A 15,623-nucleotide genomic window follows, 5' to 3' on the forward strand; every position below is an offset into this window, starting at 1 on the left:
CGGAGGCGGCTGGGCACCGCTGCGGGCTGAGGCCTGCGCCACGTTGCCCGCCGTGCCACGCGAATTCAGGGAACGCACCTTGATGGTGACCTGCTCGTTGTAGCCGTTCGTGGCCACGTTCCGGTCGCCGGAGTTGGCCACGTTCTGCCAGCCGCCGCCGTTGATGTTGATCTGGATCTGGGCCACGTCGTTATTCGCCAGGTTGGGCGGGCCCCAGGAGACGGTGACCCGCTTGACGCCTTCGGCGCCGCCGCGGGCGTTGGCGCTGGGGGTGCCCGGCCGGCCGTACGGATTCACCTGGTTGGAGCCGGCGGGCTGGCTTGAGTAGTTCGCGCCGTCGCTGTTCACGATCGCGGTGACCGTGGCGGTGACCGCGGGGCCGTTCGGGAACCCGCCGACTTCCTGGCCCGGCCGGATACCCATCTGGCGTCCGTCGCTGAAGTTCGCCCGGTAGCTGACCTCGGAGGCGCGGGCGCCGTTACGCTGTTCCGCGGTGAGCTCGCTGAAGCTGACCACCACGTGGCGGCCCTCGGCACCGGTGCGGGACTCGGCAAGGGAGACGTTGCTCGGCGCGGCGGGTGAGCCGACCGCACGGCGCGGCGCCGACTGCGCGCCGTACTCCGTCCAGCCGGCCTTGTTGTAGGCACGGACGGAGTAGCTGTAATCGGCCTCGGCGTTGGGCACTACGATGGTCTGCTCGGAGGCCTGGACCTCAGGCAGGGTGCGCACCAGGGCGCCGCCGCGGAACTCCTGCACCTGGTATTTGGTCACCGGTGCACCGTTCGGGGCGACGTCCGCCCAGTCGACCACCAGCTGGCTCTCCGTGCCCAGTGACTGGGCACGCGTCGTCGTCGGCGCAGCGGGCGTCCCCGGCAGGCCCGCCGGAGTTTCAGCGGCGGAATAGTCGCTCCATTCGGACGGCTCCGGGGCGGCGTTGCGGGCCTGGACCCGGACCTTGTAGGCGGTGCCGTTCTCCAGTCCCTCCCAGGTCAGCGGGCTGCCCGAGGCGCTGCGCTGCACCGCGCCGTTCGGCGGGGCAGGTGAGATCTGCAGGTCGTACCCCTCGATCGGGGACCCCTCGTTCGCCGGCGGGGTCCAGTTCACCGTCAGGGAGCCGTCGCCGAACACCAGGGTCGGCGGGGCGGGCTGCGCCGGCTGCGTATCCGGGCGCGCCACCGCCGACTCCGGTGACGGGTCGGACGTGCCGATGGCGTTTATGGCGGTCACGGTGAACACGTACTCGACGTTGTTGGTCAGACCGGTCAGCGTGCACGTGGTGGCCGGGCATTCCTGGCTGAAGCCGTTGTTGCTGGTCACCGTGTAGCCGGTGATCGGCGAGCCGTTGTCAGCCGGCGGATCCCAGGACAGGACCACGGACTTGTTGCGGGTGCTCTCCACGACCGGCGTCGACGGCGCTCCCGGCTTTCCCTTGACGGTCAGCACGATCTGCGCGGTGGCGACGCGCGACAGGTCCCCGGTCTTGTCCTGCACCGTGTACTGGACGGTCATGTTCCCCACGAATGACGCGGCCGGGGTCACCAGGACAGATCCGCCCTGCTGGGACACGCTGCCGTTGCCGTCCGCCACCACGTCGATGATGCGCAGCGGCTCGTCCGGGAACGGGTTCACGTCATTTGCCAGGACATCCACGGTCACCAGTTCGCCCTGCACCGCATCGGGCACTTCGTCGTCGTTCGCCACCGGAAGCGGCCGGCTGGAGGCCAGCACGGTCAACGCGACGGCGCTGGAGACGGTTTCCTCTCCGTCCGTCACCGAGATGCCGACCGAGCCGGTGGTCCCTACGTCGGTTCCGTCCGCAGCGGCGACGCTGAGCACCGATCCGTCAAGGGACACGTCAAAGCCAGCCGGCTGCTCGCCGGTGAGGGAGAACTCCAGGGTGTCATCCGGGTCCGGGTCCGAGGCGAGACCGGCGATGTCCAGCGTGGCGGCCGGTTCCGCGACGGCGACCTCCAGCGATCCGGACTCCAGGGTGGGCGGGACGTTGCGCTCCGCCGCGGGGATCACGTTGGTCAGGATGGTCAGGGTGGACCTCAATCCCTCCGGATCATCCGGGCCGGTCCCGTCGGTGACCTCAAAGGTGATGGAGCCTTTTCCTGCATAGTTGATGTCTGCGGCGTAGCGGAGGTTGTTCGGGTCCACCACCCACTCGTTCGAGTTGTCTGTCCCGATCGCGGTGACCTTTTCGCTGACCGTCAGGCGGGGCGTCCGCCCTTCGCGGACCTCCACCAGGTCCCGGAGGTCGAGTGCGAGTTCCTCCCCGGCGGTCACATCGATCGGGGCGTCGCTGACCAGCGTGGGGTACTGCTCGCTCAGGCCCGGCACCCAGATCACGGCGGTAGCCACACCGCCATCGATGTCCTCCACCGTGTAGGGGATGCTCTGCGCCTCCGCAGTCAGCTCCACACGAACCATGTTCTCCGCGCCGACCGCCGCGGTGGCGTACGAAGGATCGACGCTGACAACCAGGTCCTCGGCGACGCCGTCGGGATCCTCGTCATTCTTCAGGACCGGAACGTCCACGGCGGTTTGCCCGCGGGTTTCGGTCGGCTCAACGCGGTCGTCGCGGGCGATCGGCAGCAGCAGCGGGGCGTTCTGGTCCACCGTGACGTTGATGTTGCCGTTCGCTGTGCCGCCGCGGTCATCGCGGACCCCGTACCGGACGCTGAAGTCGCCCTCGATGTCCGGGGCTGTGAACAGCACCCGGCCCTCGACCACCTCGGGAGCCATCTCCTCCGGGGTGGCGGTGAGCGCGTCCGGGTCCAGGGCGATGGGATCGCCGTCGGGATCAGAATCGTTGCGGAGCGCGTCCACGGCGATGGCCCGGCCGGGCCGGAGGAGGACGCCGTCGTTGATGGCGACCGGTTTCTGGTTCGCTTCCGCGGCCGGCGCAATGCCCACCTGCACGGTTCCGGTGTTCTCCAGGCCCAGTCGGTCCCGGACGGTGTAGGTGAAGGTGTCCGTTCCCGCGCCGGTGGCGGAGGCGGTGAAATCAATGTAGTTCGGTCCGGGAACCGCCGCGCCCATCGTGGGGGCGACGTCGATCCCTGTGAGGAAGGAGGAGTCGCCGTCCGCGTCGATCCCGTCGAGCGGGACGGGGATGCGGACGGTGGAGCCGGCGATCACCCGGGCATCCAGGTTCTTCGGCACCGGCGGAGTGTTCTGTTCATCCAGCGGCCGGATGTTGATCCTGACCTCAGCCGAGTCGGTCTGGCCGGTGCTGTCGAGGACCTCGTAGATTGCGTACACGGTCTTCGCGGTGGGGCCGGCGACAAAGCGCAGCGAATTCTCCGAGGCGAAGATGCGCCCGTCGGCGAGGTCGATGCCCTGGGCCAGCACCGGGTTGAGGGTCAGCTCATCGCCGTTGGGATGGGTGTCATTGTCCAGCACCGGAATGTTGACCACGTCGCCGGCCCGGACCGTCACCTCGTCCGAGTTGGCCTGCGGCGGCAGCAGCGTCTCCGGTCCCTCCACGGACAGGACGCTCACCTCTCCGGTTGCCGTGGCCTTGCCGTTGGAGACCGTGTAGGTGATGGTGGTCTGCTGGTTCAGGCTTCGCACGTCGTGGATGCGCAGCACGTTGTGGTCCAGCACGGCCACGTCCAGCGGCGAATCCGCGGGTACGTCCACCGACTGCACCACGAGCACCCCGCCGGTGGGGTCGCTGTCATTGCCGAGGACATCGACCAGCACGTTGCCGTTGCGCGGCAGCAGCGCCACATCGCGCACCGCAATGGGGGCGCCCTCCGTCCCCTCGGCCTTGGCATCCACCCGGATCAGGCCGCTGGCGCTCTGCGGCCCGTTGGTCACGAGGTACTCGATGTAGTAGGTCCCGGCGGCCTCCGGGGTGAAGGCGACGGTGCCCGTCTGATAGTCAGGGGTCACCACGGCGTCGCTTCCGGTGATCTCCGCCTTGGCCAGGCTGAGCTGCCCGCCCGCGGGATCGAGATCGTTCTGCAGCGGACTCAGCTGCGATTCCTGCCCGACGACGGCGGTGAAGTGGTCGAAATTGACCACCGGAGCCAGCGTCCCGGACGCCCGCACATCGAAACTGACGACGCCGGATACCTCCTCGCGTCCGTCGGAGACCACGATCTTCACCTCCTTGACGCCCTGTCCCTTGCCGACGTCGCGGAACGTGAGCAGGCCGTCCGAGCGGGTGCGCACCTGGTCGCCGTCGGGGGTGGGTTCGGCGCTGACCAGGAAGAGGTCATCGCCGTCCGGGTCCGTCCAGTTGGACAGAATGTTCTGGCTGACCGATTTGCCCTCCTCCACGAGGATTTTCGTGGGGCGGAGCGCGTTCGGCGGCTCGTTGGAGTCGGCGCTGCGGACGTCCACGGTCACCTGGGCTGTATCGCTGCCGCCGCGGCCGTCGGAGACTTCGTAGCTGAAGGTGGAGTTACCTGCGGGCGCGTCGGACGGCACCACGATCTGCAGGCCTGCGCCGTTGTAGATCGGCTGGACGCCGCCCGCGGCCGGCTGCTCCCCCGTCACGGCAGCCGTCAGCAGATCGCCGTCCGGGTCGGTGTCATTGGTCAGGACGTTCAGGATGGTGGTCCGGCCTGCCCTGGCGCCATAGGAATCGTCCTCGGCAACCGGCGGCCGGTTCTCACCGCTCCGGTCAGGCAGCGTGTTGACCGGGTTTTCGCTCGCCGATTCCTGGTCCTCCTCGTCGGATTCCTGCTTCGGCGGGATGATGTCACCCCAGTTATCGACCAGCTGCATGTTCTGCAGCACCAGCCATACATCGCCGGCGTTGACGTCGTTGAGGACCACCACGCTGCGGTTCACCCGGAACACGAGCTCCGCGTCCGCCCCGAGTTCGGGGATGTCCTCGCGCTGGTCATTGGCGTCGTCAGCGCAGTCGCGCAGGTATACGGCTGCTCCGGCCCAGGCCGCGTGGACACAGCCGTCCAGCTGGACCGGCGCCGTGGGAACGCCGTTGGCCTCCAGCGGCGTCACCACCGGATCCCCGCCGCCCAGGGGCTGCTTGATGAGCGAGGTGGGCGTGGCCACCACGGCGAAACTTCCGGCCGGTCCGCTCTGCTGGAGGCGCCCGCCCGCAGCATCCGGGAGCGGAACCGTTTCTCCGCCCGGAAGCACGAGGCGGCCCGATTCGCCGTCGAATGCCACCGCCTGGTCTCCTACGGCGGCGAGCTGCACGTCACCGAAATCCCTGAGCTCTTCGACCTCGACAACCTCGGGCTCCTCATAGGTACCGTCCGCGGCGACCACGTAGGTGGAGATTGTCGCCGCACCAGGATCGGCCACGAGGACCCGGTTGTTGGAGGAGACGGCCGCCGTTGCGCCGGGCGACCCGGTGACCACGGGTTCGGTTTCCTGGTCGCTGAAGGCCGTGAGGTTCTGCGCGGTAGTGATCCACACGGCGCCGCCGGCCCTGTCGGTCACCGCAGCGGTGGCGCCGCCCATTGCAATGGCTGCCGATCCGGGCAGCTGAACCTCAGTACCGCGCACCACGTTCGCCACATCAACCGGGCTGACCTTCGACTGGTCCGTGTTGATATTGAAGACCGTCGCCTGGTCCTGGATGATGTCGAAGCCGTCGCTGTTCGCCGCGTAGCCGCCGTCGAGCAGCCTGGACTGGTAGTTCAGGTGTCCAACCATGCCGGTGTTGCGGTTGGTGACCCAGACCCCGCCGTCGTTCAGGTCAACCTCTGCGGTGGCAAATCCCGGGTACAGGAGCGCACCGCCCACCACGGCCACACTGACTGCGGAAGCAGTGGTGACCGACAGTGCTCGTCTGTGTCTGGTGCTGAATCGTCGAAGGCGGTTCAGTAGCTTCACGTTGTTCCCCGGGTGAGACGCTTGGCGGTCGCGGCCCGGCGGACCGGGACGGCCAACCGAATACTTGACCGGTTAAAGTGTTGCACGCCATCGCAAGCCGTGCGGCCCGGGGCCATGGGGACTTGTGCCCATCAGGTCTTGCAGAGATTCGCCGTCAGTCCAGGACCAGGCCGGTGCCGGTTCCCCGGGCCAGCGTCACCGGATGCACTTCACCGAAGCCGCGCACCGTGCGCGCCTTGTGCGGCATGAGGACAAAGCGGTCATTGTCGCGCAGCGTCGCCGCGGTGGTGGCATCGATCAGCACCGTTCCTGGTTCGGCAAGGGACGTCAGGCGGGACGCGAGGTTCACCGTGGGGCCGTAGATGTCCCCCAGCCTCGACAGGATCCGGCCCCAGACCATGGAAACCCGGGCCGAGGGCAGCAGCTCGTCCTCGGTGAAGGCCTTGGCGAGCGCCAGGGAAATCTCCGCTCCCGCTTCGGGGGTCTCGGCGATGTACAGCACTTCATCGCCGATGGTCTTGACCAGCCGCCCGCCGCCCACCGAGATGATCTCCGCGCACATGTTCTCGAACCGCTGCACCAGCTGGGCGAGGGTGCGCTCGTTCATCTGCCGCGACAGGCTGGTGTAGGAGACAAGGTCCGCAAAGCCGACGGCGCGTGCCAGCGGCAGCGGAGCGTCATCCTCGGTGCCTTCCCGCCCGGCCTCGCTGGAGGCGAGCCCGGATTCCGCCCGGACCGCAAGCCGCTGGACGGCGGCGTTCATCTGGCGGCGCCAGGCGTAGACCAGCGTCTCCTCCAGGGGCTCAATCAAGTGCGGGAGTTCCGCGACCAGGTTCCGGCGGGCCGCGGCGTCGGAAATTCCGCGCTGCACCACCATCTCCTCGACCAGCGCCTCGATCTGCCACACCACCATGCGGTCGGTCATCTGGCCGATCGCGCGCGTGATGGAAATGGCGGCCGACTCGGTGAGCTGCTCCTTGCGCACCAGTTCGATGATGGTGGTCAGGGCAGCCATGTCCTTTTCGGTGAAGGCGACGTCGTCATCGCCGATATTGGGGAAACCCATGGCCCGCCACAGCTTGCGGGCGGACAGCAGCGACACTCCGGCGCCGGAGGCAACCTCGCGGCGCCGCAGGGTGCGCTCCGCTCCGAGGAGTTCGATCTCGAGCGCCTTGATGGCGTCACGGTCCAGCTTGTCCGGCGGGGGCGGCAGATCGGCGCGGTTGAACGCGGGCATGGAGAGGGTCAGCGGGTTGTCGTCGTCGTCCGCGAAGGAGCCGGCGCCGCCGGTCTCAGTTCCATCCGTGCCGCTGCTGGCGTTCATCACCGCTCCTGTCCCATCCGTCATTTTCCGCCCCATCCAGCGGCTCAGGTTCCATGTCTACACCATCGAACATGGCGGTCAATGGGAGTTCCCCGATTGCCTCCACCATGTACTGCTTGAACGTATACACCTGCGGAACCTCACCGAAGGACAGGAACCGGTCGCGGCCCAGGTCGATGATCAGGCTCCCCCCGCCGGTGAGCCGCTCGATGAGGGTCTGCTCGATGATGATCTGGAAGATCCCCGTGAGCCGGACCTCCCGTTCGCTGCGCCGGGCAAACCCTGCACGCCGGATCAGCCTGCGGCTGGTGAGGATGTAGCGGGTGCCCGCCCACTGGAGCAGCGGCCGGAGGAAGAACCGGAACAGCAGCAGCAATATCAGGAGAAGGAATCCCGTGACGAGCGCGGGCCCCCATTGCTCCCAGCCGATCGGTAACTGCGTCCTGCTGAACCAGCCCAGCCCGTACCCGCCGCCGGCCAGAAGAACGAGGAGGAAGCAGAAGGGGGCGAGCATCCGGCGCGGGTGCGGCCTGGTGCGCACTACCACGTGCTCGCCGGGTTCCAGCCTCAGCCGCATGACACTGCGTCCGGTGGGCGGCGCATGGTCCCGGTGCCCATCTACTGGGTCAGTGGCCGGAGGTGGACGACGTCGCCGGCGGACACCGTGTGCCTCTCGCCGTCGTTGTCCCGCACCACCAGGGCACCGTGCGCGTCGAGGGTCATGGCGCGGCCGGTCAGGACCGTTCCGTTGGGTAGGTCGGCCTGGACCTCCTGGCCCAGGGTGACCATGCGTCCGCTGACCCGTTCGAGCAGCGAGGCACCGTCCTTCCAGGGCCGGGTGGCATCGCCGTCGACCGCGGTGAATTCGGCGTAGTGCGCCGCGAGCGTGCGCAGGTAGGCCTTCAGCAGGACGTTGCGGTCCGTGGTGGCCGCGTATTCAAGGAGCAGGCTGGTGGCAGTCGGGACGGGCAGCTCCTGGTCGGTCAGGCTGACGTTGACACCGGTACCGACGACGACGGCGGGCGGCTCCGCGCCGGCGCCGGGCACCAGCTGGGCCAGGACGCCGGCGAGCTTGCGGCCGTCGACGTGGACGTCATTGGGCCACTTCAGCTGGGGCGCGATTTCGGTGCGCTCCTCGATGCTCTCCGAGAGGGCCAGTGCGGCCAGCAGGGACAGCCACGCGTAGCTCTGGGTAGGCAGCGGGCGGCCCTCGGTGTTGCGCGGGCGCAGGAGCACGCTGACAATCAGCGAGGACCGCTCCGGTGCAGTCCAGGTACGGTCCATCCTGCCCCGCCCGGCGGTCTGTTCCTCCGCGGTGAGCACGCTCAGGTCCGGCCACTGTGCGGGATCGTCGGCGGCGTGCCGGGCAAGGTCGGTGTTGGTTGACCCGGTTGCCTCCACCAGTTCCAGCCTGCCGAAGGGGCCGCGCGGTGCGCACAGCGTCTCGCGCAGGCCGGCCGCGTCCAGGCCCGGACGTTCAAGGTTGGAGTAGCGGGATGTCATGGGTTCAAGCCTACTGGCCGAGGGGCCCGCGCCGAGCGAAGCGAGACGTGGGAGGCCGGCAGGCGCCTAAAGGCTAGAGGAAGATGTCCGGGACCAGCGCGTCCTCCGGCGCTCCGAGGCTGTACCGGCTGAAATCGGTGACGCCCTCCTGCCGCAGGACCTCCTCATCGGTGAAGAAGTTTCCGGTGCACTGCCGGGCCGGCCGGACCAGCACCGCATGCGCCGCATCCGCCACGATGTCCGGCGTCCGGGCCGCCCTGACCAGCTCGCTTCCGCCGGGCATGGCGCGGATTGCCGCGGTATCGATCAGCGTGCGCGGCCAGAGCGAATTCACGGCGATTCCGTCCCCGCGAAGTTCCTCCGCGAGCCCGAGCGTTGTCAGGCTCATGCCGTACTTGGCCATGGTGTACGCAAGGTGTCTGCCGGCCCACGCCGGGTCGAGGTTCAGCGGCGGGGAGAGGGTGAGGATGTGCGGGTTCGCCGACCCGCGCAGCGCCGGGAGGGCGAATTTGCTGAGCATGAAGGTGCCGCGCACGTTGATGTCCGCCATGAGGTCATAGCGCTTCATCGACACGTCCGGAGTCTTCGACAGATCAATCGCGGACGCATTGTTGATGACGACGTCGATGCCCCCGAATTCGGCGAGGGTCGCCTCCACTGCCGCGGTGACGTCGTCGTCGTTCCGGACATCGCCGACGACGGCGAGCGCGCCGCCGCCCGCTGCCCGGATCTGGTGCGCGGCGGTGTGGACGGTGCCTTCCAGGCTGGGATGCGGCTCTGCCGTCTTGGCGAGGATGGCCACGTTGGCGCCGTCCCGGGCCGCCCGGAGGGCGATCGCGAGGCCGATGCCGCGGCTGCCGCCGGACATGAGAATGGTGCGCCCGGAAAGGGTGCGGGAGTTCGAAGGGCCGTTGCCTGTCATAGGGGACACCCTAAGGCCCGGACCGGGTCGGAAACCTAATTGTTACTCACGGGTAACTTCCGGGACCGCGCTAACTCTTCCGGGGACTTGTTGTAGGTGTTCTACAGCCATCCGGGCCGTTTGGCTCACTAGACTGGGCTGAAAGCCCGGTTCTTTGGAGGAAACCTACTTAACGCCCTCCAGGAACCGACTACCCCAGCCACCAACCGGAAGAGACTCGATGCAGCCCGGAACGCTTCCCCTCGATCAGGACGCCAGCTCCGCCGCAGACGCCGGCCCCGACCTCCACACCACCGCGGGCAAGCTCGCCGACTTCCGGCAGCGGCAGGAACGTGCGCTCGCGCCGTCGGGCCCGGAAGCGATCGAGAAGCAGCACGCCCGCGGCAAGGGAACCGCCCGCGAGCGCATCGACATGCTCGTGGATCCGGGATCCTTCGTGGAGTTCGACGCCCTCGCAGTACACCGCTCCACCGCGTTCGGCATGGAGAAGAAGAAGCCCCTCGGAGACGGCGTGGTGTCCGGGTACGCCACCGTGGACGGCCGGCAGATCGCCATCTACAGCCAGGACTTCACGGTCTACGGCGGTTCGCTGAGCCAGGTCAACGGCGAGAAGATCGTCAAGGTGCAGGAGTTCGCCCTCCGCAACGGCTGCCCGCTGGTGGGCATCAATGACGGCGGCGGAGCGCGCATCCAGGAGGGTGTCGCATCCCTGGCGATGTTCGCCGACATCTTCCGGAACAACGTCCATGCCTCCGGGGTGGTCCCGCAGATCTCGCTCATCATGGGCCCGTGCGCCGGCGGCGCCGCCTACTCCCCTGCCCTGACCGACTACGTGGTCATGGTGGACAAGAGCTCTCACATGTTCATCACCGGCCCGGACGTCATCAAGACCGTCACCGGTGAGGACGTGGACATGGAAACCCTGGGAGGGGCGCGCCAGCACAACTCCACCACCGGAACCTCCACGTACCTGGCCTCCGATGAGCAGGACGCCATCGACTTTGTCCGCGAGCTTCTCGATTTCCTGCCGTCCAACAACCTCGCCGAGGCGCCGCTGACCGAGTTCACGGAGGAGCTGGAGCCCAACGAGCTGGACGGGGAGCTGGACACGCTCATCCCGGATTCAGCCAACCAGCCCTACGACATGCACACCGTCATCTCCACCGTCGTGGACGACGGCCACTTCCTGGAGATGCAGTCGCTGTACGCACCGAACGTTGTCATCGGGTATGCCCGGGTGGAGGGCCACACCGTGGGCATCGTGGCGAACCAGCCGATGCAGTTCGCCGGCACCCTGGACATCGCGGCATCCGAGAAGGCCGCCCGGTTTGTCCGGCACTGCGACGCCTTCAACATTCCCATCCTCACCCTTGTGGACGTTCCGGGGTTCCTGCCCGGCAAGGACCAGGAATTCAACGGGATCATCCGCCGCGGCGCCAAACTGCTCTACGCCTACGCGGAGGCCACCGTCCCCAAGATCACCGTGATCACCCGCAAGGCGTATGGCGGCGCCTACATTGTCATGGGCTCCAAGAAGCTGGGCGCGGACATCAACCTCGCCTGGCCCACGGCGCAGATCGGTGTCATGGGCGCCCAGGGCGCGGTCAATATCCTCTACCGCGGACATCTGAAAGCAGTGGCCGACGCCGGCGGAAACGTTGAGGAGGCACGTTCCGACGTGATCAGCCAGTATGAGGAGGAACTCCTGAACCCGTACCAGGCCGCCCAGCTGGGTTACGTCGATGCGGTGATCGCCCCGTCGGAGACCCGGCTCCAGGTGGTCCGCGGGTTGCGGGCGCTGCGCGACAAGCGCGCTGCCCTGCCCGCCAAGAAGCACGGAAACATCCCGCTGTGAGCATCGATTCCGTTTCCGCCCCCGAGGAAAGCCCCCTCTTCACTGTGGTGGCCGGAAGTCCGACGCCGGAGGAACTGGCGGCGCTCGCCGTCGTCGTGCTTGGACTGCAGGCAAACGACGACGGCGCGCCCAGGCCGGCTGCGCACCGCTCCTGGGTCCGGCGGGACCAGCTGCGGCTGGGTCCGCGCCCGGGCCCGGGCTCGTGGCGCCGCAGCGCCCTGCGCTAACCCTGTTCGTTTCCTGCCTGGAAGCCTCTCGGCATCCCAGGGTCCTCAGGATAGATTGAACCCAAACGTTTCCCTGCCCGCCGCCCAGAAGGCGGGCCGTCGAACAGCAAGGGTTCACCCATGCCGGCAGGTTCAGCACCACAACGCTCAGCGGCGGACATGGTACAGGCGTGGTTTCACCGGTCCAGGCCATTCCCCTACTCCCGGGAAGTGGCCGGGGCAGCCATGGCGCTCTTTTACGTGATGGGCGGGATCACCATCCTGCTTGTCCTGGTTTTCCCCCACCCGTCTGCCCTCAATGAAGGCGTCCTCCTTGTCCTGGGTGCCCCCTCCATCCTTATCGGCGGCGGCGTGTACCTGCTGCGGCGCCGGTTACCGGTCGCTGCCCTGCCCTGGCTGCTGGCCGTGGGAACCATCATCATCACGCTTTCGATCCTCCTCGGCGGCAGCGGACCGGTGACGCTGGCGTTCAGCTTCTTCTACCTCTGGGTGGTGATCTATGCGCTCCTTTTCCTTGCTCCCATGGTCGCCACGCTGCACATCGGCCTTGCCGCGGCCGCGTACGGCGCAGCCCTCATCTGGCTTGCACAGCCCGAGGGAGGAACAATCACGGCCTTCGAACCCACCGTCGTGGTCATTGTCATCGCCGTGACGGGCGGCGTGATCCTGTGGCTTTCCCGGGCGCGCGACCGCAGCGAAATCGACCCGCTGACGCTGGCCGCCAACCGGCGCGGGCTCGATCGGATCCTGGACGCGGCCCTGCAGGAGGCCGAAGCTGCGCGGGAGGTTCTCGTGGTGGGGATCATCGACGTCGATCACTTCAAGGAGGTCAATGACGTACTCGGCCACGCTGCCGGGGATCAGCTCCTCGAGGAACTCGCCCGGGGCTGGCGCGCCGCGCTCCGCGCCACCGACACGCTGGGCCGGATCGGCGGTGACGAGTTTGTGGTTGTCCTGCCGGGTTGCTCGCGCGGTGACGCTGCCCCCATTCTGGAACGGCTTCGGCTCGCTGCCCTGAACCTTGAGACGACCTGTTCCGTGGGCGGTGCGCTGCTGGAGCCCGAGGACAGCGCTTCGCTGCTGCTGGGCAGGGCCGATACGGCGCTCTACCGGGCCAAGAGTCAGGCCGCAACCGCGTGGTCTGGGCGGGGGCTTCCCCGAGTCCCTGATCCGGCTCCCGCCGGTAGGGCCAGAGGCCTCTGGGTTAGCGTTCCCGGTGCCCCTAGGATGGCACTACCAGACCGAACATGACTGCCCTCGCGGTGGTCCCGGCGGAAGGAAACTGATGGACCCCAGGGAAGACGAATACCGGGGACAGCCCGGCACGCTCCACATGTCGGAAGACCTCTCAGAGACAAAATGCTGGGCGCTGCTGAGCACCCAACAGACCGGCCGGTTCGGCTTCCTGCGGGACGGCGCGGTGCACATCTATCCCGTCAACTACCTGGTGCAGGACGGCGCCATCTACTTCCGGACCCGCGACGACGGCGATATCGGCAGCGCGCTGCCCCTTGAGGGCTGCGCCTTCCAGGTGGACCAGGTCCGGTCCGAGGCGATGGCCGGCTGGTCCGTGCTCGCCAACGGAACCGCAGACGTGGTGCGCGACGAGGCGCTGCTGACCGAGCTGTGGGGACGGTCGGCCGAGGAACCGTGGGCCGGCGGTTCGCGGACCACGTTCGTGGAGCTTCAGGCCGGAACCATCAGCGGCCGCAGTGTCCAGGCTGTCTGAGGCGGACGGGCCCGTGCAGAAAATGTCCCTGACCGCGCTCATCCGGCACCAGCGTGAGATCGCGCGCAGCGCCTCGAGCGGCCGGAGCGCCCGCACCGTCTACGGCGGCCATGAACAGACCCTGCGGCAGACGATGATCGCTCTCGCCGCCGGCTCGCTCATGGCCGAACATGAGAATCCCGGAGAAGCCACCGTGCAGGTGCTGGAGGGCCGGGTGACGCTGCGCGCGGGTGACGTGTCCTGGGAGGGCTCCCCGGGTGACCTGCTCATCGTCCCGCAGGCGCGCCATTCCCTGGAGGCGATCGAGGAATCGGTGGTCCTGCTGACGGTGGCGAAGCTGGCGTAGACACAGGCCCGGCGGGTGGCGGTGCTCCAGCACGGCCGGAACACAATCCGGTCACGATCCCGCCAAAGAGTGGACGCCTCTGTGGCCGGGGGCAACCATGGGCCGATAGGCTCGACGGGTGACCAACGACACTTCCACCGCAAACCTGACCGTTGAGGCTCCCACCCGCGCCCAGACGGCCATCGACGCCGTCGCCGAGGCCTACACAGAAACGCTGCTGCAACTCGATCCCGGATTCGCCACCCAACTGGGGCTGCCGGGACACGAGACCGAATACCGCGACTACTCCCCCGCCGGGCTGGAGGCTTTCGCAGAAGCCACGAGGGAAACCCTCGACCGGCTGGATGACCTGGAACCCACCGACGGCGTCGACGCCGTCACCCTGGATGCCATGCGCGAGCGCCTCGGCCTGGAACTGGAGATCCACGAGACCGGCCTGAACCTCGCGAACCTGAACAACCTGGCCTGCCCGGCCCAGGAAATCCGCATGATCTTCGACCTCATGCCCACCGACACCGCTGAACAGTGGGGGCACATTGCCGGCCGGCTCTGCAACGTACCGGACGCCGTCGGGGGTTACATCACCTCGCTGCGCGAGGGAAAGAACCGCGGCATCGTGCCGGCAGCGCGCCAGATCCGCATCGTGATGGAGCAGACCGCCGCCTATGCTGCGGACGGCGGCTACTTCGATGAGTTTGTGGGCGGTGCACAGTCCAGGGACGACGGCGGTCTTCCGGACTCCGTGCGCAGCGACCTCGCCGCCGGTGCCGAAGCCGCGCGCAACGCCTACCGCCACCTCAGCACCTTCCTCACGGAAGAACTGCTGCCCGACGCTCCCGAGAAGGACGCGGTGGGCCGGGAACGCTACTCGCTGATGTCCCGCCAGTTCCTCGGCGCCACGATCGACCTCGAGGAGACCTACCAGTGGGGCGTGGAGGAACTCGACCGGCTCATCAGTGAGCAGGAAGCCGTCGCCAACGAGATCAGGGAAGGCGCCACCATCGAGGAAGCCATGCGCATCCTCGACGAATCCCCCGAACGGCAACTGCACGGCACCGACGCCCTGCAGGCCTGGATGCAGAACCTGTCCGACCGCGCCGTCGACGAGCTCTCCGGCATGCACTTCGAAATCCCGGAGATCATGCAGGAGATCGAGTGCATGATCGCCCCCACCAAGGAAGGCGGCATCTACTACACCGGTCCCAGCGACGATTTCAGCCGGCCGGGCCGCATGTGGTGGTCGGTGCCGGAGGGTGAGGACACCTTCACCACCTGGAAGGAAACCACCACCGTCTACCACGAGGGCGTCCCGGGGCATCACCTCCAGATCGCCACGGCCACCTACCAGCGCGGGCTCCTGAACTCCTGGCGCCGCAACGCCGTCTGGGTCTCCGGGCACGGTGAGGGCTGGGCCCTGTACGCCGAGCGGCTCATGGAGGACCTGGGTTACCTGAGCGATCCCGGAGACCGGCTCGGCATGCTCGACGCCCAGCGGATGCGCGCCGCCCGCGTGGTCTTCGACATCGGCGTCCACCTGGAACTGGAGATTCCCGAGCGCTGGGGATCGGGCACCTGGACCCCGGAAGCGGGCTACGAGTTCCTGAAGAAGAACATCGCCATCAGCGAGGGCCAGCTCAACTTCGAGTTCAACCGGTACCTCGGCTGGCCGGGGCAGGCACCGTCCTACAAGATCGGCCAGCGCCTCTGGGAGCAGATCCGCGACGAGGTGAAGCAGCGCGAGGGCGAGACCTTCAACCTGCGGGACTTCCACAGCCGTGCCCTCAACCTCGGCTCCGTGGGGCTCGACACCCTCCGCCGCGCGCTCCTGAGCTAGCCTCCCTCCCCCGTGAGTTGGCAGGACACACCCCGTATGGGTCACCATTCGCGGCGTGTC

11 protein-coding genes are annotated in these 15,623 nt (G+C 67.9%); 6 read left to right on the plus strand and 5 right to left on the minus strand.

The features are described from left to right. The 5 genes from X803_RS0107890 to X803_RS0107910 form a co-directional block, all read right to left on the minus strand. Positions 1-5,823: Ig-like domain-containing protein (locus X803_RS0107890; RefSeq protein ID WP_156930011.1), on the minus strand; the 5,823-nt coding region annotated here is incomplete at its 3' end. 154 nt (positions 5,824-5,977) lie between these two features. Beyond that, positions 5,978-7,060 (minus strand): adenylate/guanylate cyclase domain-containing protein, encoded by a 1,083-nt coding sequence (locus X803_RS18620; protein WP_051470584.1) that lies wholly within the window; start codon positions 7,058-7,060, stop codon positions 5,978-5,980. Between the two features lie 55 nt (positions 7,061-7,115). After that, positions 7,116-7,724 carry a PH domain-containing protein gene (locus X803_RS0107900; RefSeq protein ID WP_026544715.1) on the minus strand — a complete coding sequence of 203 codons (609 nt, stop codon included), beginning with the start codon at positions 7,722-7,724 and terminating at the stop codon, positions 7,116-7,118. Positions 7,725-7,765: 41 nt separating this feature from the next. Next, positions 7,766-8,650 (minus strand): biotin--[acetyl-CoA-carboxylase] ligase, encoded by an 885-nt coding sequence (locus tag X803_RS0107905; RefSeq protein ID WP_026544716.1) that lies wholly within the window; start codon positions 8,648-8,650, stop codon positions 7,766-7,768. A gap of 73 nt (positions 8,651-8,723) precedes the next feature. Continuing rightward, positions 8,724-9,572: an SDR family oxidoreductase gene (locus tag X803_RS0107910; RefSeq protein WP_026544717.1), complete on the minus strand. Its 849-nt coding sequence runs from the start codon at positions 9,570-9,572 to the stop codon at positions 8,724-8,726. A 220-nt stretch (positions 9,573-9,792) separates the two neighbouring features. Between X803_RS0107910 and X803_RS0107915 the strand changes: the two genes are divergently transcribed. The 6 genes from X803_RS0107915 to X803_RS0107940 all read left to right on the plus strand — a co-directional run bounded on the left by X803_RS0107915 (position 9,793) and on the right by X803_RS0107940 (position 15,563). Next, positions 9,793-11,427, plus strand: coding sequence for an acyl-CoA carboxylase subunit beta (locus tag X803_RS0107915; RefSeq protein ID WP_026544718.1), 1,635 nt, complete (start codon positions 9,793-9,795; stop codon positions 11,425-11,427). Then, positions 11,424-11,654 (plus strand): acyl-CoA carboxylase subunit epsilon, encoded by a 231-nt coding sequence (locus X803_RS0107920; RefSeq protein ID WP_051470579.1) that lies wholly within the window; start codon positions 11,424-11,426, stop codon positions 11,652-11,654. Before X803_RS0107915 ends, X803_RS0107920 begins: the two co-directional genes overlap by 4 nt. 210 nt (positions 11,655-11,864) lie before the next feature. Continuing rightward, positions 11,865-12,905: a GGDEF domain-containing protein gene (locus X803_RS21015; RefSeq protein WP_216699045.1), complete on the plus strand. Its 1,041-nt coding sequence runs from the start codon at positions 11,865-11,867 to the stop codon at positions 12,903-12,905. A 34-nt stretch (positions 12,906-12,939) separates the two neighbouring features. Continuing rightward, positions 12,940-13,383, plus strand: coding sequence for a pyridoxamine 5'-phosphate oxidase family protein (locus X803_RS0107930; RefSeq protein ID WP_035778268.1), 444 nt, complete (start codon positions 12,940-12,942; stop codon positions 13,381-13,383). A 13-nt stretch (positions 13,384-13,396) separates the two neighbouring features. Then, complete coding sequence (locus X803_RS0107935) at positions 13,397-13,729, plus strand: cupin domain-containing protein (RefSeq protein ID WP_026544722.1); 333 nt, start codon at positions 13,397-13,399, stop codon at positions 13,727-13,729. A 118-nt stretch (positions 13,730-13,847) separates the two neighbouring features. Beyond that, on the plus strand, positions 13,848-15,563 hold the full coding sequence (locus tag X803_RS0107940) for a DUF885 domain-containing protein (protein ID WP_245702739.1): 1,716 nt from the start codon (positions 13,848-13,850) through the stop codon (positions 15,561-15,563). Positions 15,564-15,623: the final 60 nt, after the last annotated feature.

Origin of the sequence: Arthrobacter sp. 35/47, from assembly GCF_000520475.1 — a bacterium.
GTDB lineage: Bacteria > Actinomycetota > Actinomycetes > Actinomycetales > Micrococcaceae > Arthrobacter_D > Arthrobacter_D subterraneus.